General features: G+C 44.9%; 16 protein-coding genes and 4 tRNA genes. 16 read left to right on the top strand and 4 right to left on the bottom strand.

The window, feature by feature from the left end; all coding sequences use genetic code 11:
- The first annotated feature begins 39 nt into the window (after positions 1 to 39).
- From S2091_RS06655 to rpoC, 13 genes are all read left to right on the top strand, one after another.
- Positions 40 to 124, top strand: a tRNA-Tyr gene (locus S2091_RS06655).
- Positions 125 to 172: 48 nt separating this feature from the next.
- A tRNA-Gly gene (locus S2091_RS06650) sits at positions 173 to 246 on the top strand.
- A 70-nt stretch (positions 247 to 316) separates the two neighbouring features.
- A tRNA-Thr gene (locus tag S2091_RS06645) sits at positions 317 to 391 on the top strand.
- A 125-nt stretch (positions 392 to 516) separates the two neighbouring features.
- On the top strand, positions 517 to 1,707 hold the full coding sequence (tuf, locus tag S2091_RS06640) for an elongation factor Tu (RefSeq protein ID WP_105530991.1): 1,191 nt from the start codon (positions 517 to 519) through the stop codon (positions 1,705 to 1,707).
- An 86-nt stretch (positions 1,708 to 1,793) separates the two neighbouring features.
- Positions 1,794 to 1,869, top strand: a tRNA-Trp gene (locus tag S2091_RS06635).
- 38 nt (positions 1,870 to 1,907) lie between these two features.
- Entirely contained in the window at positions 1,908 to 2,288 is a 381-nt protein-coding gene (gene secE, locus S2091_RS06630) for a preprotein translocase subunit SecE (RefSeq protein WP_165794933.1), read from the top strand.
- Complete coding sequence (gene nusG / locus S2091_RS06625) at positions 2,289 to 2,876, top strand: transcription termination/antitermination protein NusG (RefSeq protein WP_105531007.1); 588 nt, start codon at positions 2,289 to 2,291, stop codon at positions 2,874 to 2,876.
- A 159-nt stretch (positions 2,877 to 3,035) separates the two neighbouring features.
- Complete coding sequence (rplK, locus tag S2091_RS06620) at positions 3,036 to 3,467, top strand: 50S ribosomal protein L11 (protein WP_105531006.1); 432 nt, start codon at positions 3,036 to 3,038, stop codon at positions 3,465 to 3,467.
- Positions 3,467 to 4,162 (top strand): 50S ribosomal protein L1, encoded by a 696-nt coding sequence (gene rplA / locus S2091_RS06615; RefSeq protein WP_105531005.1) that lies wholly within the window; start codon positions 3,467 to 3,469, stop codon positions 4,160 to 4,162. The genes rplK and rplA overlap by 1 nt, the downstream gene beginning before the upstream one ends.
- 280 nt (positions 4,163 to 4,442) lie before the next feature.
- The gene (rplJ, locus tag S2091_RS06610; protein WP_105531004.1) at positions 4,443 to 4,994 is read left to right on the top strand and encodes a 50S ribosomal protein L10; all 552 of its coding nucleotides are present in this window, start codon (positions 4,443 to 4,445) and stop codon (positions 4,992 to 4,994) included.
- Positions 4,995 to 5,053: 59 nt separating this feature from the next.
- Positions 5,054 to 5,425: a 50S ribosomal protein L7/L12 gene (gene rplL / locus S2091_RS06605; protein WP_105531003.1), complete on the top strand. Its 372-nt coding sequence runs from the start codon at positions 5,054 to 5,056 to the stop codon at positions 5,423 to 5,425.
- Positions 5,426 to 5,638: 213 nt separating this feature from the next.
- Entirely contained in the window at positions 5,639 to 9,745 is a 4,107-nt protein-coding gene (gene rpoB, locus S2091_RS06600; RefSeq protein ID WP_105531002.1) for a DNA-directed RNA polymerase subunit beta, read from the top strand.
- Between the two features lie 269 nt (positions 9,746 to 10,014).
- Complete coding sequence (gene rpoC / locus S2091_RS06595) at positions 10,015 to 14,241, top strand: DNA-directed RNA polymerase subunit beta' (protein WP_105531001.1); 4,227 nt, start codon at positions 10,015 to 10,017, stop codon at positions 14,239 to 14,241.
- A gap of 114 nt (positions 14,242 to 14,355) precedes the next feature.
- Here the strand turns inward: rpoC and S2091_RS06590 are convergent, their stop codons facing one another.
- Genes S2091_RS06590 through S2091_RS06580 form a run of 3 tightly spaced genes read right to left on the bottom strand, consistent with a single transcriptional unit; the run spans position 14,356 to position 16,971 of the window.
- Entirely contained in the window at positions 14,356 to 15,228 is an 873-nt protein-coding gene (locus S2091_RS06590; RefSeq protein WP_105531000.1) for an ABC transporter permease, read from the bottom strand.
- Between the two features lie 7 nt (positions 15,229 to 15,235).
- Positions 15,236 to 16,012, bottom strand: coding sequence for an ABC transporter ATP-binding protein (locus tag S2091_RS06585; RefSeq protein ID WP_105530999.1), 777 nt, complete (start codon positions 16,010 to 16,012; stop codon positions 15,236 to 15,238).
- Positions 16,009 to 16,971 carry an ABC transporter substrate-binding protein gene (locus S2091_RS06580; protein WP_105531044.1) on the bottom strand — a complete coding sequence of 321 codons (963 nt, stop codon included), beginning with the start codon at positions 16,969 to 16,971 and terminating at the stop codon, positions 16,009 to 16,011. The genes S2091_RS06585 and S2091_RS06580 overlap by 4 nt, the downstream gene beginning before the upstream one ends.
- Before the next feature lie 236 nt (positions 16,972 to 17,207).
- Between S2091_RS06580 and S2091_RS06575 the strand changes: the two genes are divergently transcribed.
- Genes S2091_RS06575 through S2091_RS06565 form a run of 3 tightly spaced genes read left to right on the top strand, consistent with a single transcriptional unit; the run spans position 17,208 to position 19,272 of the window.
- Entirely contained in the window at positions 17,208 to 17,882 is a 675-nt protein-coding gene (locus S2091_RS06575; RefSeq protein WP_105530998.1) for a response regulator, read from the top strand.
- On the top strand, positions 17,866 to 18,753 hold the full coding sequence (locus S2091_RS06570; RefSeq protein ID WP_105530997.1) for a sensor histidine kinase: 888 nt from the start codon (positions 17,866 to 17,868) through the stop codon (positions 18,751 to 18,753). Before S2091_RS06575 ends, S2091_RS06570 begins: the two co-directional genes overlap by 17 nt.
- Before the next feature lie 9 nt (positions 18,754 to 18,762).
- The gene (locus S2091_RS06565; protein WP_105530996.1) at positions 18,763 to 19,272 is read left to right on the top strand and encodes a sensor histidine kinase; all 510 of its coding nucleotides are present in this window, start codon (positions 18,763 to 18,765) and stop codon (positions 19,270 to 19,272) included.
- A 47-nt stretch (positions 19,273 to 19,319) separates the two neighbouring features.
- Here S2091_RS06565 and S2091_RS06560 read toward each other — a convergent pair whose 3' ends face one another.
- Positions 19,320 to 21,158 carry a phosphoethanolamine transferase gene (locus S2091_RS06560; RefSeq protein ID WP_105530995.1) on the bottom strand — a complete coding sequence of 613 codons (1,839 nt, stop codon included), beginning with the start codon at positions 21,156 to 21,158 and terminating at the stop codon, positions 19,320 to 19,322.
- Between the last annotated feature and the right edge of the window lie 200 nt (positions 21,159 to 21,358).

The following is a 21,358-nucleotide window of genomic DNA, read 5'->3' as shown; positions in this document are numbered from 1 at the left end:
CGAGTGAAATCGAGATGTCTATAATTCGGGGTTCCCTATGGAGAGGTGGCCGAGTGGTTAAAGGCGACAGACTGTAAATCTGTTCTCTCTGAGTACGCTGGTTCGAATCCAGCCCTCTCCACCATAGGTAGAATTAGCGTATTAGCTTATGAATATGGCGCAAGCCAACTTTGCGGGTGTAGCTTAATGGTAGAGCTGAAGCCTTCCAAGCTTATGACGAGGGTTCGATTCCCTTCACCCGCTCCAATTTTTAAGTTTGTGTACTGACTGGTTAATAACTAAGTGCTATTGAGTGCTGGGTCATGCAGAAACAAAGGCTCTTGTAGCTCAGTGGTAGAGCACTCCCTTGGTAAGGGAGAGGCCACGTGTTCAATCCACGTCAAGAGCACCAAAGAATAAGTCTCAATTAAAGTAATCTGTAGTATTCGTAATAAGCAATCGCAAGAAAACAACAATCTCAGTTTGACAGTCTGGCGTGTGTCTAGACATTCTCATCAAAATCGTTAGGAGTCAAAAATGGCAAAAAGCAAGTTTGAGCGGACTAAGCCACACGTGAATGTGGGTACAATTGGCCACGTTGATCATGGTAAAACCACATTAACAGCAGCGATCGCTACTGTATTGTCGAAGAAATTTGGCGGCGAAGCAAAAGACTACTCCCAAATTGATAACGCGCCAGAAGAAAAAGCGCGTGGTATTACGATTAATACCTCCCACGTTGAATACGAAACAGCAGTACGTCACTACGCTCACGTAGATTGCCCAGGCCATGCTGATTATGTTAAAAACATGATTACTGGTGCAGCACAAATGGACGGCGCTATTCTGGTTTGCTCCGCAGCCGATGGTCCAATGCCGCAAACACGTGAACACATCCTGTTGGCACGTCAAGTTGGTGTTCCATACATCATCGTATTCCTGAACAAATGCGACATGGTTGATGACGCTGAGTTGTTGGAATTGGTTGAAATGGAAGTGCGTGAGTTGTTGTCGAAATATGACTTCCCAGGGGACGATCTGCCAATCATTCAAGGTTCCGCTAAATTAGCACTTGAAGGCGACAAAGGTCCATTGGGCGAAGAAGCCATCATGAAATTGGCTGAAGCGTTGGATACTTACATCCCAACACCAGAACGCGCTGTTGACGGTGCATTCTTGTTGCCAGTCGAAGACGTATTCTCGATCTCAGGTCGCGGTACAGTGGTAACTGGTCGTATCGAACGCGGTATCGTTAAAGTTGGCGAATCGTTAGAAATCATCGGTATCACCGACACGGCAGTGACAACATGTACTGGTGTTGAAATGTTCCGTAAATTGTTAGACCAAGGTCAAGCAGGCGACAACGTTGGTGTATTGTTGCGCGGTACTAAGCGTGAAGACGTTCAGCGTGGTCAAGTGTTGGCAAAGCCAGGCACGATCAAGCCGCACAATCATTTCACTGGTGAAATCTACGTATTGTCTAAAGATGAAGGTGGTCGTCATACTCCATTCTTTAACAACTATCGTCCACAGTTCTACTTCCGTACAACGGACGTAACTGGTTCGATCGAATTGCCAGCAGACAAAGAAATGGTTATGCCTGGTGACAACGTATCGATCACAGTAAAACTGATCAACCCGATCGCGATGGAAGAAGGCTTGCGCTTCGCTATTCGTGAAGGTGGTCGTACTGTTGGTGCTGGTGTTGTTGCAAAAATTATTGCTTAAATATTGTCAAGTAATTGTAGTTAGTTGGTAAAGTACGGCATTCGCCAAGTAGTTAAAGCTTGGTGGATGTCGAAAAAGTTCAGTTTAGGGGTGTAGCTCAATTGGCAGAGCGTCGGTCTCCAAAACCGAAGGTTGGGGGTTCGATTCCCTCCGCCCCTGCCACCATCATGCTAGCAGGGCATCGAAAGATAAATATAAGTATGTCAAACAATTCTGTGCAAACTGTCAGCACATCAAGCGATAAGTTAAAAATCACCCTGGCAGTTATTGCTGCAGTAGCAGGCGTGGTTGGTTTTTTTGTGCTATCTGATCAATCAGCTTTGCGCATCGCTGCGTTAGTTGTTGGATTATTGGTGGCAATTGCTTTTGTGTGGACCTCTGAGCCTGGTCAAAGTTTTTTGACTTTTGGTAAAGAAGCAGTACGTGAAACTAAAAAAGTAGTCTGGCCTACACGTAAAGAAGCCGGGCAAATCACTGCCGTGGTATTTGGCTTTGTATTAGTGATGGCGCTATTTTTATGGGGCACGGATAAAATTTTAGAATTTGTCTTGTATGACTTAATTCTGGGCTGGAAAAAATAAATGAGTGAAAATCTCTCGAGTACAAATGACCCAGTTGCAGCGGTAACGCCAACTGGGAATATGCGTTGGTATGTGGTACATGCTTACTCCGGTATGGAGAAGAGTGTGCAGCGCGCGCTGACCGAGCGTATTGAACGTGCTGGCATGCAAGACAAGTTTGGTCAAATATTGGTTCCAAGCGAAGAAGTTGTTGAAGTAAAGAATGGTCAAAAAGCGGTAACGGAGCGTCGTTTATTTCCCGGTTATGTTTTCGTTGAAATGGAAATGACGGACGACACTTGGCATTTGGTTAAAAATACCAGTAAAGTTACTGGTTTTATTGGTGGAAAATCCAATAAGCCGACGCCAATTGCACCGCACGAAGTCGCAAAAATTATGCAGCAAGTACAAGAAGGCGTTGAAAAACCACGTCCTAAAGTCTTGTATGAAATTGGTGAAGTTATTCGTATTAAAGATGGTCCATTTACTGATTTCAACGGTAACGTTGAAGAGGTTAATTATGAGAAGTCTAAAGTTCGTGTAACAGTAACTATTTTCGGCCGTGCTACTCCAGTTGAACTGGATTTCAGCCAAGTCGAAAAAGTTTAAAGATAAAAGTTTAGAAATAAGTAAGACGTCAGCTGTGGCGCTTGGAGTTGAAAGTAACTGCAAGAAATCAGCACAACGGAGGAGCTGGCTTGAGATTTAGCTGATGTATTAGATAAAGATCATAGTGGGCGCTAACACTCAACTTAAGAAGGAGCCATCATGGCAAAGAAAATTATAGGTTTTATCAAGCTGCAAGTTCCAGCTGGTAAAGCAAATCCATCCCCACCAATCGGCCCTGCATTGGGTCAACGTGGTTTGAACATCATGGAATTCTGTAAAGCATTTAATGCGCAGACTCAAGGTGTTGAGCCAGGTATGCCGATTCCAGTAGTTATCACTGCCTTTGCAGATAAGTCGTTTACATTCGTAATGAAAACGCCTCCTGCAACTTATTTGATTAAGAAAGCAGCTGGTATCACTAAAGGCTCACCAAAGCCACATACAGATAAAGTAGGCAAGCTCACTCGTGCGCAAGCTGAAGAAATCGCAACATTGAAACGCGCAGATTTGACCGCCGCAGATATGGACGCAGCAGTGCGTACTATCGCCGGTTCAGCACGTTCGATGGGCATCACGGTAGAGGGTGTGTAATGGCTAAGTTATCTAAACGCGCAAAACTGATCAAATCAAAAATTGATCGTACAAAAGTATATCCATTTGACAACGCTGTTGCCTTGATTCGTGAATGCGCAACTGCCAAGTTCAATGAATCTTTTGACGTAGCGATTCAATTAGGTGTTGATCCAAAGAAATCTGACCAAGTAGTTCGCGGTTCAGTTGTATTGCCAGCTGGTACAGGTCGTACTGTACGTGTAGCGGTATTTGCAACAGGCGAAAAAGCGGAGCAAGCTAAAGCTGCCGGTGCTGACGTTGTAGGTATGGAAGATTTGGCTGAGCGTATCAAAGCTGGCGACATGCCATTTGATATCGTTATCGCTTCTCCAGACACAATGCGTATCGTTGGTACATTAGGTCAGATCTTGGGACCACGTGGTTTGATGCCAAATCCGAAAGTTGGTACTGTTACTCCTGACGTTGCTACAGCGGTTAAAAACGCTAAAGCAGGTCAAGTGCAATATCGTACTGACAAGGCCGGTATCATTCACTCGACTATCGGTCGTAAATCTTTCGCTGATGCAGATTTGAAAGCCAACTTAATGGCCTTGATCGAAGCATTGCAAAAAGCTAAGCCAACATCAAGCAAGGGTGTGTATTTACGCCGTGTTGCTCTGTCATCCACTATGGGTGCAGGCGTACGGGTTGATCACATTAACTTGGCTGCTTAAAAAATAAAGCCCTTACGCTGATAAAGCGTAAGGCGAATCTTTGGGCTGGGTGTATTTTGCATCCAGACAATCAAAGACCGTTGGGCTGAATTCTTCGGGATTCAGGTAATCACTAGGGTAGTTTGATTTATATCTTACTACTTCGAGTGCCCAGCGCAGATGGTGGGCCCGAACAAGTTTTGTAGTTACATGGCTGGAAACAGTCGGAGACTCCTAACTTCGGACGCCGTGTTCGAAACGATGTGAGGAATTTTCCAAACATCATAATTGGAGGTTGACCGTGAGTCTCAATCTGAATGACAAAAAGGCCGTAGTCGCTGAAGTCTCTGCCAAAGTAGCAACGGCACAGACTATCGTTGTGGCCGAATATCGTGGCATCCAGGTCGGTCATTTGACGCAATTGCGCGCCAAAGCACGTGCCCAAGGCGTATACCTGCGTGTATTGAAAAATACATTAGCTCGTCGCGCAGTTGAAGGTACTGCTTTTGCCAGCTTGGGCAATGAAATGACTGGTCCGTTGATTTATGCAATTTCTGATGATGCTGTTGCTGCGGCAAAAGTAACATTTGAATTTTCAAAAACCAACGACAAACTAGTTATTAAAGCTGGTAACTATGCAGGTAAATCACTGGATAAAGCCGGTGTAGCTGCATTGGCAAGCATTCCAAGCCGTGAAGTCCTGTTGGCGCAGTTGTTGGGCGTTATGCTGGCACCGGTTTCTGGTTTTGCTCGTGGCTTGGCTGCATTGTCAGCCAAAAAGGTATCTGAATTACCACCAGCACCAGTTGCAGAAGTTGCCGAAGTAGCGGCTACTGAAGCAGCAGCTGAGTAATACGGATTCCCGTCAAATACCGAATAGATGTAATTACTGAAAAAATTTAGGAGTTTCAAATGGCAATTAGCAAAGACGATATCTTGGAAGCAGTAGGCGCGATGTCCGTAATGGATCTGAACGACTTAGTTAAAGCTTTCGAAGAAAAATTTGGTGTTTCAGCTGCTGCAATGGCAGTTGCTGGTCCAGCAGCTGGCGGTGCCGCAGCAGCTGAAGAGCAAACAGAATTCAACGTAATTCTGACTGAAATTGGCGCGAACAAAGTTGGCGTTATTAAAGCAGTTCGTGAATTGACTGGTTTAGGCTTGAAAGAAGCTAAAGACGTAGTTGATGGCGCACCAAAAGCAGTTAAAGAAGCCGTTTCTAAAGCAGATGCTGATGCAGCTAAGAAGAAATTGGAAGAAGCTGGCGCGAAAGCAGAAATTAAGTAATCGTGCTGGTGTTTGACGGATATTTATTCGTCAAATAGTAAAGTTGGAATCCTCTCGAAAGAGAGGGTTCCGCTTGTCGTTTTAGGTTTCGATCTTAGTTGTAATTTTCCACTTACAGCACGAAGGATAAAGACTTGAAGTTTCTTCGTAGTACAGAAAAAATCTGGTTGAAACTTGAATTCTCTATCTTTCCCTGTCACTCACGGAGTGTTCATGCACTACTCATTTACTGAGAAGAAGCGTATTCGTAAATCTTTTGCGAAACGCGCCAACGTTCACAACGTTCCTTTCTTGCTGGCTACTCAGCTTGAATCTTATTTGGGCTTTTTACAGGCTGACAATGTACCGTCACAACGTAAAAATGAAGGCTTGCAGTCTGCCTTCACGTCCATTTTTCCTATCGTTTCGCATAATGGTTTTGCGCGATTAGAATTTTTGTCCTATGTATTGGGAGATCCTGCTTTTGACGTGAAAGAATGTCAGCAGCGTGGTTTGACCTATGCATCACCATTACGTGCCAAGGTACGTTTGGTGATCTTGGACAAAGAATCGCCGACTAAGCCTGTTGTCAAAGAAATGAAAGAACAAGAAGTTTACATGGGTGAATTACCACTCATGACAACGACTGGTTCTTTTGTTATCAATGGTACAGAGCGTGTGATCGTGTCCCAATTACACCGTTCACCTGGTGTGTTTTTTGAACATGATCGCGGCAAAACACATTCATCCGGTAAATTATTATTCTCGGCAAGGATTATTCCTTACCGTGGTTCATGGCTCGATTTCGAGTTTGATCCAAAAGATATTTTATTTTTCCGGGTAGATCGTCGTCGTAAGATGCCGGTCACTATTTTGCTCAAAGCCATTGGCATGAGCAATGAACAGATCTTGGCGAATTTCTTCGTCTTTGATAATTTCATTCTGCATCGTGAAGGCGCAGAAATGGAATTTGTTGCTGAACACCTGCGCGGTGAAGTTGCACGTTTTGACATTGCTGATAAATCAGGCACCGTCATCGTTGCAAAAGATAAGCGTATCAATAGCCGTCATGTACGTGATATTGAAGCAGCAAAAATCAAAAATATTTCTGTTCCAGAAGATTACTTATATGGTCGCGTTTTAGCTAAAAACGTGATCGACGCTGAAACTGGTGAAATAATTGCTAATGCCAATGATGAATTGACAGAAGAATTATTGGCTAGCTTGCGCACAGCAAACGTCAGCAATGTTCAAACCTTGTACATCAATGATTTAGATCAAGGTGGCTACATTTCTAACACATTGCGCTCAGACGATACTGCTGATCAAATGTCCGCTAAAGTGGCCATTTATCGCATGATGCGTCCTGGCGAGCCGCCAACTGAAGATTCAGTTGAGGCGTTATTCAATGGCTTGTTCTACAACGCAGATCGTTATGATTTATCTGCAGTTGGTCGTATGAAATTCAATCGCCGTATTGGTCGTGAAGAATTGACTGGTTCGATGACGTTGTCCAATGAAGATGTATTGGCAGTCATTAAGATTCTGGTTGAGCTGCGTAATGGCCGTGGCGAAGTGGATGATATTGATCACTTAGGTAATCGTCGTGTACGTTGTGTTGGTGAATTGGCGGAAAATCAGTTCCGTGCTGGTTTAGTGCGTGTTGAACGTGCTGTTAAAGAACGCTTAGGTCAAGCCGAAGCCGACAATTTAATGCCGCATGACTTGATTAACTCCAAGCCTATTTCCGCTGCAATTCGCGAATTCTTTGGCTCATCCCAATTGTCGCAGTTTATGGATCAAACCAATCCATTGTCAGAGATCACGCATAAGCGTCGTATTTCTGCACTGGGACCTGGTGGTTTGACACGTGAACGTGCCGGCTTTGAAGTTCGAGATGTGCATCCGACTCACTATGGTCGTGTATGCCCGATTGAAACTCCAGAGGGACCAAACATTGGTCTGATCAACTCGTTGGCGTTGTATGCGCGCTTAAACGAATACGGTTTCTTAGAAACACCGTATCGTAAAGTGGTAGACAGTAAAATCACTACGCAAATTGATTATCTGTCCGCAATTGAAGAAGGTCGTTACATCATCGCTCAGGCGAATGCGACGATTGATGCTAACGGCAAGTTAAGCGATGAATTAGTTTCTTCACGTGAAGCTGGCGAAACAATTTTAGTAACGCCAGAACGTGTTCAATACATGGACGTGGCAACTGGTCAGGTTGTTTCTGTTGCGGCATCGTTAATTCCATTCTTGGAACACGATGATGCGAACCGTGCGTTGATGGGTGCCAACATGCAACGTCAAGCAGTTCCTTGCTTGCGTCCAGAAAAAGCATTAGTCGGTACTGGTATTGAACGTACTGTTGCAGTCGATTCCGGAACTACGGTTCAGGCGTTGCGCGGCGGTAAAGTGGATTATATCGATGCTGGCCGTATTGTTATTCGTGTCAATGATGCGGAAGCAACGGCAGGTGATGTTGGTGTGGATATTTACAACCTCATCAAATATACCCGTTCAAATCAAAACACCAATATCAACCAACGTCCTATCGTTAAAGTTGGCGATGTTGTGGCGCGTGGCGACGTATTGGCGGATGGTGCTTCAACCGATTTGGGTGAATTGGCTTTAGGTCAAAACATGCTGGTCGCGTTTATGCCATGGAATGGTTATAACTTCGAAGATTCGATCCTGATCTCAGAAAAAGTAGTTGCTGATGATCGTTACACATCGATTCATATTGAAGAACTGTCCGTAGTTGCTCGTGACACTAAACTCGGTGCAGAAGAAATTACCCGTGATATTTCAAACCTGGCTGAAAATCAGTTAGCGCGTTTGGATGAAGCAGGTATTGTCTACATCGGTGCTGAAGTGACAGCTGGCGATACGTTGGTCGGTAAAGTGACACCAAAAGGTGAAACGCAATTGACACCGGAAGAAAAATTGCTGCGTGCGATTTTCGGTGAAAAAGCTTCTGACGTAAAAGACACTTCATTACGCGTTCCTTCCGGCATGGTTGGTACAGTTATTGACGTTCAAGTATTTACCCGCGAGGGAATTGCCCGCGACAAGCGCGCTCAACAGATTATCGATGACGAATTAAAACGTTATCGCCTTGATCTGAATGATCAGATGCGTATTGTTGAAGGTGATGCATTTGAGCGTTTAGAGCGTATGTTGATCGGTAAAGTAGCTAATGGCGGCCCTCAAAAGTTAGCAAAAGGCACGGTAATCGATAAAGAGTATCTGGTTGCTGTAGACCGCCATCACTGGTTTGATATTCGTCCAGCCGATGACGATGCTGCTGCTGCTTTGGAAGCTATTAAAGATTCTATCGCTGAAAAACGTCATCAGTTTGATCTGGCATTTGAAGAAAAACGTACCAAGCTCACCCAAGGTGATGAGTTGCCTCCAGGCGTACAGAAAATGGTCAAAGTGTATTTGGCTGTTAAACGTCGCTTGCAACCTGGTGACAAAATGGCGGGTCGTCACGGTAACAAAGGTGTGGTTTCACGCATTGTTCCGATTGAAGATATGCCATACATGGCAGACGGTACGCCAGCAGACGTTGTATTGAACCCGTTGGGTGTTCCTTCACGGATGAACGTTGGTCAGGTGTTGGAAGTGCATTTGGGCTGGGCTGCTAAAGGCTTAGGTTTGCGTATTGGCGAAATGCTCAAAGCGCACACAGCAATGCAAGAACTGCGGAAATTCTTGGCTTCTATTTACAATGAATCAGGTAAAAAAGAAGACTTGGATAGTTTCTCCGACGATGAAATTCTGGAATTGGCAAATAACCTGAAACACGGTGTTCCATTTGCAACGCCAGTATTTGACGGTGCTCATGAAGGCGAAATTCGCCGCATGCTGGATTTAGCTTATCCAGACCACATCGCTAAACAGTTGGGCATGACGCCATCGAAAAACCAAGTGACTTTGTATGACGGTCGCACTGGTGAATCGTTTGAACGTAATGTCACCGTTGGTTATATGCACGTTCTGAAATTGCACCATTTGGTTGACGATAAGATGCATGCTCGTTCAACTGGACCTTACTCATTAGTTACGCAACAACCGCTCGGTGGTAAAGCCCAGTTCGGTGGTCAGCGTTTCGGTGAGATGGAGGTTTGGGCACTGGAAGCATACGGCGCAGCTTATGTGTTGCAAGAGATGTTGACTGTCAAGTCGGATGACGTAAATGGACGTACTAAAGTGTACGAAAATCTCGTCAAAGGCGATCACGTGATTGATGCCGGTATGCCGGAATCGTTTAACGTGTTGGTCAAAGAAATCCGTTCATTGGGTATCGATATTGATCTGGAACGCAAGTAATAAGGCTTTTGAAGATAAGGCTTTTGAAGCAACGTTTTTTGAAGTAAAAAAGTAGTACCCCTGTCGCCCGAATTTACTTCGGGCGATGGTCGTTAAGATAGCTTGTAGTTAGCGTTGTGTTTCGTTCCCGGTATCAATGGAACTAGTGTCGTAAGACCTGGCTCTCCCGTTGATGCGAACAGGGTATGACGATAAGCAATGTTTGCCGCACTATTCAGCCAACTAGCGTGAATTTCATAGTAAATTTGCGCGCTTGACCGGAGTGAACGATGAAAGCCCTGCTCGATCTATTCAAGCAAGTCCAGCAAAATGAACAATTTGACGCGATCAAAATTGGTCTTGCTTCCCCAGAAAAAATTCGTTCTTGGTCCTACGGCGAAGTTAAAAAGCCGGAAACCATTAACTACCGTACTTTTAAGCCTGAACGTGACGGTTTGTTCTGCGCAAAAATTTTTGGCCCAATCAAAGATTACGAATGTTTATGCGGTAAATACAAGCGCTTAAAGCATCGCGGTGTTATCTGCGAAAAGTGCGGTGTTGAAGTTACATTGACTAAAGTGCGTCGTGAACGCATGGGTCATATTGAATTGGCTTCACCAACTGCGCATATCTGGTTCTTGAAATCCCTGCCATCCCGTTTGGGTATGGTGTTGGACATGACCTTGCGTGATATCGAACGCGTTTTGTATTTTGAAGCCTATGTTGTGACCGATCCCGGCATGACTCCGCTGAAAAAATGCCAAATCATGTCGGAAGATGACTACGCCGCTAAATACGAAGAGCACGGTGATGAATTCACCGCATTCATGGGTGCAGAAGGTATCCGCGAATTATTGCGCTCGATCGATATCGACCGTGATGCAGAAACGCTGCGCGTAGAACTCAAAGAATCCAAATCTGAAGCCAAGATCAAAAAATACGCCAAGCGCTTAAAAGTGCTGGAAGCGTTCCAACGTTCTGGTATTAAGCCAGACTGGATGATCATGGAAGTGTTGCCGGTATTGCCGCCAGAATTGCGCCCATTGGTGCCGCTGGATGGCGGTCGTTTTGCAACGTCCGATTTGAACGATTTATATCGCCGCGTTATTAACCGTAACAACCGTTTGAAGCGTTTGATGGAACTCCGCGCGCCGGAAATCATCACCCGCAATGAAAAACGGATGTTGCAAGAAGCGGTCGATTCATTGTTAGACAATGGTCGTCGTGGTAAAGCCATGACCGGCGCGAACAAGCGTCCGTTGAAATCATTGGCAGAAATGATCAAAGGTAAAGGCGGTCGTTTCCGTCAGAACTTGCTGGGTAAACGGGTCGATTATTCTGGTCGTTCGGTTATCGTGGTTGGTCCGCAACTCAAATTACATCAATGCGGTTTGCCGAAATTGATGGCGTTGGAATTGTTCAAACCATTCATTTTCAATAAATTGGAATTGATGGGTTTAGCGACCACTATTAAAGCTGCTAAAAAATTAGTTGAGATTCAAGAACCGGTAGTTTGGGATATCTTGGAAGATGTGATTAAAGAGCATCCGGTGATGTTGAACCGTGCGCCTACTTTGCATCGTTTAGGTATTCAAGCGTTTGAGCCAGTCCTGATTGAAGGTAAAGCGATCCAGTTACATCCTTTGGTTTGCGCCGCATTCAATGCCGATTTCGATGGCGATCAAATGGCGGTTCACGTTCCACTGTCAGTAGAAGCACAGATGGAAGCACGCACATTGATGCTGGCTTCAAATAACATCTTGTTCCCATCTAACGGTGAACCATCGATCGTACCTTCCCAAGATATCGTGTTGGGTCTGTACTACGCTACTCGCGAAAAAATCAACGGTAAGAACGAAGGCATGATGTTCCCGGATGTGTCAGAAGTGATTCGTGCTTATGACAACAAAGAAGTGGAACTGACTACCCGTATTACTGTACGTATTACCGAGTATCCAAAAAATCTGGAAACTGGTGAGTTTGAAAAGACAATTACTCGTTACGAAACCACGATTGGTCGCGCGATTTTGTCAGAAATTCTTCCAAAAGGTTTGCCATTCAGCGTCTTGAATCGTGCCTTGAAAAAGAAAGAAATTTCAAAACTGATCAACATCTCATTCCGTAAATGCGGTCTGCGTGCGACAGTGGTATTTGCCGATAAATTGATGCAATCTGGTTTCCGCTTGGCGACGCGTGCAGGTATTTCTATCTGTATCGACGACATGTTGGTACCGCCACAAAAAGTAACCTTGATCGCTGCTGCTGAAAAAGAAGTTAAGCAGATTGAACAGCAATATGCATCCGGCCTGGTGACAGCCGGCGAGCGTTATAACAAAGTGGTTGATATCTGGGGCAAAACCGGTGACGACGTAGGTAAGGCGATGATGGAACGTCTGAAGGTTGAAGACGTCGTCAAGCGCGACGGTACAACCGGCACGCAAGAATCATTCAACGCCATTTACATGATGGCCGACTCCGGTGCGCGTGGTTCAGCTGCACAGATTCGTCAGTTAGCAGGTATGCGCGGTTTGATGGCTAAACCGGATGGTTCGATTATTGAAACACCGATTACCGCGAACTTCCGCGAAGGTCTGAACGTGTTGCAGTACTTTATTTCAACTCACGGCGCTCGTAAAGGTTTGGCCGATACTGCGTTGAAAACAGCGAACTCAGGTTACCTGACTCGTCGTCTGGTTGACGTTACCCAAGATCTGGTCGTTATTGACGATGATTGCGGTACAGCCAACGGCGCCGCGATGAAGGCCCTGGTTGAGGGTGGTGAAGTTATTGAGCCGTTGCGCGAATTGATTTTAGGTCGCGTTACTGCGTTGGATGTTGTTAATCCAGATACGCAAGAAACTCTGTACCCAGCCGGCACGTTGCTGAGCGAAGACGAAGTTGAAGAAATCGAGCGCTTAGGTATTGATGAAGTTAAAGTTCGTACGCCATTAACTTGCGACACACGCTACGGTTTGTGCGCCATGTGTTATGGCCGCGATTTAGGTCGTGGTTCTATGGTCAATGCCGGTGAAGCAGTTGGTGTTATCGCTGCTCAGTCGATCGGTGAACCGGGTACCCAGTTGACGATGCGTACCTTCCATATTGGTGGTGCTGCTTCCCGTGCTGCTGTTGCATCTTCTATCGAAGCCAAGTCAAACGGAACTATCCGCTTTACCGCAACGATGCGTTATGTAACAAACGGCAAAGGTGACTTGATCGTGATTTCCCGTTCCGGTGAAGTCATGATTACCGATGACCACGGTCGTGAACGTGAACGTCATAAAGTACCTTACGGTGCAACGTTGGCAGTGACCGACGGTATGGTTATCAAGGCCGGCGTTATTTTGGCGACTTGGGATCCATTGACTCGTCCGATCATTACTGAATACACCGGTCAGGTTAAGTTTGAAAACGTCGAAGAAGGCGTTACCGTTGCTAAGCAAGTTGATGAAGTAACTGGTTTGTCGACCTTGGTTGCGATTGATGCGAAACGTCGTGGTATGGCAACTAAGTTGTTGCGTCCGCAAGTTAAGCTGTTGAACGAACAAGGTCAAGAAGTGAAGATCGCCGGCACAGAACACGCCGTAACGATCAGCTTCCAGCCGGGTGCGTTGTTGATGGTGAAAGACGGACAGCAAGTACACGTCGGTGAAGTATTGGCGCGTATCCCAACTGAATCGCAAAAAACACGTGATATTACCGGGGGTCTCCCGCGCGTTGCTGAGTTGTTTGAAGCACGTTCGCCTAAAGACGCTGGTGTCTTGGCTGAAGTAACCGGTACGGTTGCCTTCGGTAAAGAAACCAAAGGTAAGCAACGTTTGGAAATTACTGATCTGGATGGTGAAAAACACGAATTCCTGATCGCTAAAGAAAAACAAGTGTTGGTACATGACGGCCAGGTAGTCAACAAAGGTGAAATGATTGTGGACGGTCCGCGTGACCCGCAAGACATTCTGCGTTTGTTGGGTATTGAAGCGTTGGCGCGTTACATCGTTGAAGAAGTTCAAGACGTGTACCGTTTGCAAGGCGTTAAGATCAATGACAAGCATATTGAAGTGATTGTGCGTCAGATGTTGCGTCGCGTAACGGTTGTGAATCCAGGCGATGCGAATTACATCGTCGGTGAGCAGGTTGAGCGTTCTGAATTGCTGGATGAAAATGATCGCGTTGTTGCTGCAGGCAATATCCCAGCTACATATGAAAATATTTTGCTCGGTATTACTAAAGCATCGTTGTCGACAGATTCATTCATTTCTGCAGCGTCATTCCAAGAGACAACACGTGTCTTGACTGAAGCAGCGATTATGGGCAAACAAGATAGCTTGCGCGGCTTGAAAGAAAACGTCATTGTTGGACGTTTGATTCCTGCCGGAACAGGTTTGGCTTATCACCGCGCCCGTAAGTTGAAAGAAACATGGGAAGCAGACGAACGCACTGCCATGTTGCAAGCAGAAAAAGCAGCATTTGCCACTCACGCTGAAGCTAGCACAAGTGACATCACTGAAGGCGACGCTTAATTCTTTAAGCGCTTCTTGGTGAAGTAGTAAAAAAAGCGACGTCTTAATAAGGCGTCGCTTTTTTGTTTTCTGATTTGAATATCAGCGATTCGTTCTATGAGGAAAATAGAATAGTTACATCCCATGCTCAACAAATTGCGTAGGCCGCCATTTCAATAATTTATTTTCAAGCGCAGTTAAGAGATATTCCGCCACAAGCGCTACCACCGCCAAAATAATCATCGCTGCAAAAACGCCTGCCGCATTAAATGTGCCTTGCGCGGTGGCGATCAGCAGGCCTATGCCGTGCCTTGCGCCTAGAAATTCCCCAACTACAGCGCCAACCAGAGCAAAGCCAAAACTGACATGTAAGCTAGCTAAAATCCATGTCAATGCAGAAGGAAAGATGACTGAAAAAGTAACCTGCCGTTTATTGGCACCCAGAATATAGGCATTGGCGATTAAGTTTTTATCGGCTTCACGTACACCTTGAAATGCATTGCCAAAAACCACAAAAAATACCATGACAACGGCCAGCGCAATTTTTGAACCTAAGCCTAATCCAAACATAATGATAAAAATAGAACCCAGCACAATCCGCGGAATGGCATTGGCGATTTTGATGTAGATGCTAAATACATCTGACATCAGCTTATTTCGGCCTAGTGCAATACCGAAAAAGATGCCCAGAAAACTACCAATCAAAAAGCCTAATATCGTTTCTTCGAGCGTCACCATTAATTCTTTCCATAGTGGTCCTTGCTCGGTGCCTTCAGTTATCCAAATAAAAAGTTGCTCAATAATGCTCGAAGGGCGTGAGAAAAAGAAGCCATCCAGCCATTCAACGTGAACAGCGAATTCCCAAGTGGCTAGAGTGACAATCGCTACGGCAAAACGTAGAAAAATAACCAGACGATGATGTTTGTTGGCTTTGGCAATTGCCTGTAATTCCTCTTTTCCCGTTGTTGAAGAAGGAAGGGGTGGCGTGGGTGTAAAAGGTGTTGTCATGGGGATCCTAAATATGAACTTCGTCTTTTAAATCAGACCAAATTTGCTTAGATAAATTAATAAATTCGGTTGAGTAGCGGGCGGTAGAAACATCACGCGGGCGTGGCAGGTTTATCTCGTAACTGCTTTTAATTTTGCCTGGCCCTTTGGTGAGCACGATTACCCGATCGGCCAAGGCAATTGCCTCTTCAATATCATGCGTAACAAAGACGACAGAGGCCTTATTTTCAGACCAGAGTCCCAATAATTCATCTTGCATTAACGCGCGCGTCTGTACGTCCAAAGCAGAAAAAGGTTCATCCATTAACAAGATTTTTGGTTCGTTAATAAATGTTTGTGCCAGTGCCACGCGCTTGCGCATACCGCCTGATAATTGATGAGGATAATGATATTCAAAACCGGACAACCCAACACGCCGTACCCATTCCGCTGCTTTGTCTTTTGCTTCCCTTTTGTTAGTTCCGCGATAAATCGGCCCGATCGAGATGTTGTCGATGACATTCTTCCAGGGAAAAACCGCATCAGCCTGAAAAACAAAGCCAATATTGGGATCAATTTTAGTGACCGGTTGATTAAACACGCGCACCGTGCCGGAAGAGGGTGGGCTTAAGCCGGTAATCATGCCCAGCGCGGTGGATTTGCCGCAGCCGGTTGGGCCAACAATGGCGCAAAAATCACCTTCATGCAGCGTCATGCTAAAGTCATGTAACGCTAAAGTGGATACGCCTGTTGGACTAATAAATTTACGGCTGACGTTGGTCAGTTCGATCGCGATTTTTTTCATTTGCGTGCCGCTTTAACAAATTCAGTGGTGTAAGTATTGGATAAATTAATATTTTTCCCTTGCACGGCTTTGTTAAAGCCATTCAATACGTTAAGTACTGTAGCTGGACCAGATTCAGGCATGATACCGTCGGCAGTAAACATGTCTTTACTTGCTGAAAGCGAATCAATGTATTGCTGTTTATTGGCTTTGTAATAATCGGGCGGCATCATGTCGGCAATCTCCTGCGCACTATGTGTCTGGATGTAGGCTAAGGTTTTTACAAATGCTGTGACAATTTTTTGAACCTGTTCTTTGTGTGAATTAACCCAAGCAGTTGGCATATATAAACACGCACCGGGATACGCGCCCCCGAGTGCTGCTTCGGTGGCTTTGAGTGTACGCAAATCTACTAGAATAGACGCCGCTCCGGTGGAGGTTAAGCGTGAAATGGTTGGTTCTGTGGTCATGCCGGCATCAATCTTTTTTTGCGTCATCGCAGCAATAAAGGTTGATCCAGAACCGACTGGTAAGGTCGTATATTCACTATTTTTAACGCCATATTTTGAGGCCAAAAATTGGGTTAAAAAATTAGTCGAAGAACCAAGCCCCGTTACACCTAGCGTTTTCCCTTTGAAGTCTGCAGGTGATTTGATGTGTGCTGATGCTGTTTTAGATACCAAAATCGCTTCGCCAGGTGCCTGGCTGAATTGAACGACGGATTGCACTTGTTTGCCGCGCGCTTGCAAATCAATGGTGTGATCATAAAAACCGACCACGCCTTGCGCGGCGCCAGAAAGCATTTCAGTCACTGCATTTACGCCGGATGGCTCGCTCAGTAATTCGATGTCCAGACCAGTTTCCTTTAGGTAGCCTAATCGCTCAGCTAATTTCACTGGTAAATAGATTTGCTTTTCCATTCCACCAACGATGAGAATGATTTTTTCAGCGCTGATACTGTTGGTGCTGATGGCGAACATGATTAATGTGAAAAGCGATTTTAAAAACGTTGATAACTTAGGAAGTTTGGTCAATTTGATCTCCGTTATTTTGTTTCGTATTTAATGCTATTGGTAAAGACACGCTGGGATGCGCAGCAACGTTATTTGATAACGCCAAAATGAATGTAGCAGGTACAAGCCTTCAATTGGCCTACAATTAGTTATTATTTAATAATAAATTATTGAAGTGCATAGCTGGATTGGAGTGATGCAAGATGAAACTACTATTAGTTGAAGATAATCGTGAATTATCAACTTGGCTAACGCGCCTTTTGCAGGCTTCTGGCTACACGATTGAACAGGCATTTAGCGGAGAAGAGGCCATGTTGCTGTTGAGGACGCAATGTTACGATGCGATTTTGTTAGATATCACCTTGCCAAAAATCAATGGTCAAACGATCTTAAAAAATTTGCGCAGTAAAAATAATGAAGTGCCGGTATTGATTATTAGCGCCTCTGCCGCGCTTGGTGACATGGTTGAAAATTTAAATTTAGGCGCAGACGATTATTTAGCCAAGCCGTTTGATATTGCCGAATTAGAAGCGCGCATACGTTCATTGTTGCGACGTGCTAGCGGCAAATTAAATCCGATTATTTCTTGCGGTAATTTACGCTACGACAGCAATTCAAAAATCTTCAGCAGCCAGTCCTTTGACCTTAATTTAACACCGCGAGAACACGCTGTTTTAGAAGCATTGATGCGTCAGGCAGGTAAGACGGTCGATAAAAAACAGCTGGCCAATAGTTTATGTACGTTAAATGATTCCATATCGCCCAAAGCGCTAGAAATTTACATCTTGCGGCTACGAAAAAAAATCGATCATTCCGGTGCGCAAATCATTACCTTACGCGGCTTAGGTTACATGTTGAGCTATGTTCAAACCACTTAGAAGTCTTAAAAGTCGTTTGATCTTATGGGTGTTTTTACCAGCTTTGCTGATCTCCTTTGTTGACCTGTTATTTACGTATAACAGTACGGACAAAATTGCCACGTTGGTACAGGAGCAGCTGCTGAAAAGCTCGGCAAAAATCATGTCCGAACAAATCAACTTAATCAATGGTGAAGTTGAGTTTAATTTGCCTCCGGCCGCGTTTGAATTGTTTGCTAGTCCTTATCAAGATCATGTGTATTACAGCATCCGAAGCGAGCAAGGTAAGCTGATTGCTGGCGCAGATGAAATAGCGCCATTGAATATCGATATACCGCTTGAACAAGCGCATTATTTTTCAAGCCGGGTAGGCAGCGAATCAGTACGATTTATTGCCTATGCGCACGCGCTGCCAACTGGCTCGGCACACGATATCGTTATTACACAAATTGCCCAAACACAGAAAGGCCAGGCGGCATTTAGGCAGGAGCTATTTATGCTCACCATGCGTCGACATTTTATGTTGTTGTGCATGGTATTAGCCGGTTTGATGGTTGCATCACGATGGGCTTTGCGCCCCTTGATTTCGTTCGGTGAAAAAATCACCCAACGGCAAGGCGGATCGTTAGAACAACTAGATACCAAGGATGTTCCAAGTGAATTATTGCCAGTGATTTCCGCTATGAATGATTACGTGATGCGCTTAGATAATACGCTTTCGTCATACGAACAATTTGTCGCTAGTACCGCGCATCAACTTCGTACCTCATTTGCGGTGTTGACCTCGCAACTTAATTTTGGACGCCGTAGCGCCACGCTGGATAGCACACAAAACGAAGTATTCATTGCACTGCAAAAAACCGTGGCACAAGGTAGTAAAGTGATTAATTAATTATTGATATTGGCCGCATTAGAACGCACTCAACAAAACCATGTTGTAACGCACCCTTGTGTGCTGGCCGACATCGTCAAGCAAGTATTGGAGGAGTTGGCGCCCTTGGCGCAGCATAAAAATAGTGATCTTGGCATTGATAACTTGGATGAAACGGTGCTGATTAGCGCACCGGTTTATTTATTACATGAGCTGGTTTTAAATTTGGTCGAGAACGCGATTCAGCACATGACAAAATCCGGTGTCGTCACAATTTCTATTCTGCGAGAAAAAAATAATTGTATTTTTCGTGTTGTTGACAACGGCCCCGGGATTCCAGAATCAGAGCGCAAAAATGTGTTGCAGCGGTTTTATCGTTTGGATGCAAGCCAATCAACTAGCTCAGGTCTGGGTTTATCTATCGCGAATGAAATTGCCTTGTCTATCAATGCACAGCTTGTTTTGACGACGCCACTAAGCGGGCAAGGTTTGCAGGTGGATATGCGATTTATAAGTACAATTTTTACGCGGCCTTTATAACCTATTGGATGCGTTAAAAATTTCAAAAAATAGGAATATGAAAAATCTTATTTTTCTTGCTTTAATGGCTTGTTTTTATCAATAACTTCGCGGCAGTCGCCTTTAAAGCGAGCGTTGTCGTAGTTGCTCCAGCCGTAACTATCTACATAACGCACATGCGGTTTGAATTGCGCGTTGACGAAGCTGCGGTCTAGTTGTTCGGTCGGGTAATGAACGTCGGCAATATCAAGCAAAGAATGAAAGATATTTTCTGTTGAAAGACGGGCTTTCTTATGCCGTAACAGCTGCTCAATTTTATCAGGATAGGCGCTTAAGTAATCATTTGAATACCACATGAATGCGGGGATATGAAATTCATATTGCGTGTTGTGGCCGTGAAAAGCCAGGTTGCAGCTGCCATCGTACAGCGTTTGCCCGTGATCAGAAACATAGAGCAGTGCGCTGATGTTTTGCTGGGCCTTTAACTGCGTAATGACCTGATCGAGCATCCAGTCTGTGTACAAAATCGAATTGTCATAGCTATTATTGATCTGCTCTTTCATATCGCGATTGTTATAGTCAGGATCCTGCACGCCGCTCAGTGATGGCTTCCAGCGCTCAAATTCTGCAGGGTGACGATGGCTGTAATTCCAATGGTTGCCCAGCGTGTGCAAGACGATTAATTTCTTTGGTGCCGAGTCAGTTAGCGCATTTTGAAACGGCTCCAGCAGAATCTGATCGAAGCTCGAATTGTTGGTAAATCCACCCAAGTTCAAAAACTGGGTGACATCTGCTTCTTTGGCAAACACGGAAATCGGCGTATCAAATTCACCAAACGTCATCTGGTTAGAAAGCCAATAGGTTTTATAGCCGGCTTCTTTGAATGCGGAGATGAATGACTTCTCTGAAAAACCGGCTTTTAAACTCTGGGTTGCTGGTTTGCGTGAAACGATGATCGGCACGGAAAGGCGTGTGGCAGAAACTGCGCTGATGATGTCGGTAAAGCTCACCAGATTGGTTTCGTTTTTAAGGTGCGGATTGGTATCGCGCTTAAAACCATTCAAGCTCCAACGATCATAGCGTGATGATTCACCGATTACGATGACGATTGTTTTTGGGGTTGTGTCGGAGCTGGCGTCAAACTTAAATGTGCTACTTTTTTGGGCGAGAATACTTAAATAATGGCGCTCATACAAAAAATCGGCGGCATGTATGGCAAGTCCAAACGGCCAGGTGCGGCCAATTAACTCTTTATCAATATCGTTATCAGCCCATGCCGGTAATTTGGGCATAGTAGCGCGATAGGCTGCAGTGTAATCTTGAAACCAGGTAGCATCGTCAGGAGAGCTATCTTCCTCCTCGTCGGCACTGGTCGAGTTGGGTGAGCTGGTCACGCTGTGGCTAGGCGTATTAAAGCCAAATTCTTCGCCGTAGACAAAGCCCATGGTGCAAAAGAGTAAAACTGCTAAGCAAAACCAGCGGCTAGAGTGCGACCAGATAAAAATTTTTCTGGATACAATTTGCAGGCTGTACCACCACAAAAATATGCCTATACTGGTTAATGCTAGTAACCAGGTTTTCCTGCCTAAAAATTCGAAGGCTTCCTTTGGACTGGTCTCGAAAATAATGCCCAGATGATGCGGTGAAATGCCTTGCGCAAAAAACAAGCGCAAATAGATTTCAATCGGTAGGGCTAAAAATACCGGTAATAACAGCCAATGAAAATAGTTGGGGCGCTTAAATACACTCCACAACAGCAACCAGAAAAAAATTTCTAAACCGATAATGGTGGCAGCATTTTCAACTGGAATTCCAAGCATCAATGAGAAAAAAGGCGTCGCTGAAAGTAGTAGGTAGGAACAAACTAAATAAAGTTGGGCGGGACGCAATAAATGTTGTTTTTGCATCAAAAGGTGAAAGTTGCTGTGAATGTATGCCATCTTTAACAAGAAAGCTGTTTTATGCAAGCAAGAAGTTGGATTTCGTGGTGCGTAACGGTGGAAATTGCTGGAAAGTGATTGACGTGCTTCCAAACCGAGATTAAACTTGCGAGTTCTCAATTTTGTTTCTGTAGTGTGATAGGGTAATTTCCATCAATTTTTTGATG

This window comes from Solimicrobium silvestre (genome assembly GCF_002976435.1).
In the GTDB taxonomy this organism is placed as follows: domain Bacteria; phylum Pseudomonadota; class Gammaproteobacteria; order Burkholderiales; family Burkholderiaceae_D; genus Solimicrobium; species Solimicrobium silvestre.
Note: the sequence above shows the minus strand (reverse complement) of the source record. Positions and strands in the feature narration are given on the sequence as shown.

What these genes read in the sequence shown, in the direction of transcription:
- S2091_RS06570 (WP_105530997.1), top strand. Translation starts at nt 17,866, where the DNA reads ATGTTCAAACCACTTAGAAGTCTTAAAAGTCGTTTGATCTTATGGGTG.
- rplA (WP_105531005.1), top strand. Translation starts at nt 3,467, where the DNA reads ATGGCTAAGTTATCTAAACGCGCAAAACTGATCAAATCAAAAATTGAT.
- S2091_RS06575 (WP_105530998.1), top strand. Translation starts at nt 17,208, where the DNA reads ATGAAACTACTATTAGTTGAAGATAATCGTGAATTATCAACTTGGCTA.
- rplL (WP_105531003.1), top strand. Translation starts at nt 5,054, where the DNA reads ATGGCAATTAGCAAAGACGATATCTTGGAAGCAGTAGGCGCGATGTCC.
- rplK (WP_105531006.1), top strand. Translation starts at nt 3,036, where the DNA reads ATGGCAAAGAAAATTATAGGTTTTATCAAGCTGCAAGTTCCAGCTGGT.
- S2091_RS06560 (WP_105530995.1), bottom strand. Translation starts at nt 21,158, where the DNA reads ATGCAAAAACAACATTTATTGCGTCCCGCCCAACTTTATTTAGTTTGT.
- tuf (WP_105530991.1), top strand. Translation starts at nt 517, where the DNA reads ATGGCAAAAAGCAAGTTTGAGCGGACTAAGCCACACGTGAATGTGGGT.
- secE (WP_165794933.1), top strand. Translation starts at nt 1,908, where the DNA reads ATGTCAAACAATTCTGTGCAAACTGTCAGCACATCAAGCGATAAGTTA.
- S2091_RS06590 (WP_105531000.1), bottom strand. Translation starts at nt 15,228, where the DNA reads ATGACAACACCTTTTACACCCACGCCACCCCTTCCTTCTTCAACAACG.
- rpoB (WP_105531002.1), top strand. Translation starts at nt 5,639, where the DNA reads ATGCACTACTCATTTACTGAGAAGAAGCGTATTCGTAAATCTTTTGCG.
- rpoC (WP_105531001.1), top strand. Translation starts at nt 10,015, where the DNA reads ATGAAAGCCCTGCTCGATCTATTCAAGCAAGTCCAGCAAAATGAACAA.
- nusG (WP_105531007.1), top strand. Translation starts at nt 2,289, where the DNA reads ATGAGTGAAAATCTCTCGAGTACAAATGACCCAGTTGCAGCGGTAACG.
- S2091_RS06580 (WP_105531044.1), bottom strand. Translation starts at nt 16,971, where the DNA reads ATGTTCGCCATCAGCACCAACAGTATCAGCGCTGAAAAAATCATTCTC.
- S2091_RS06585 (WP_105530999.1), bottom strand. Translation starts at nt 16,012, where the DNA reads ATGAAAAAAATCGCGATCGAACTGACCAACGTCAGCCGTAAATTTATT.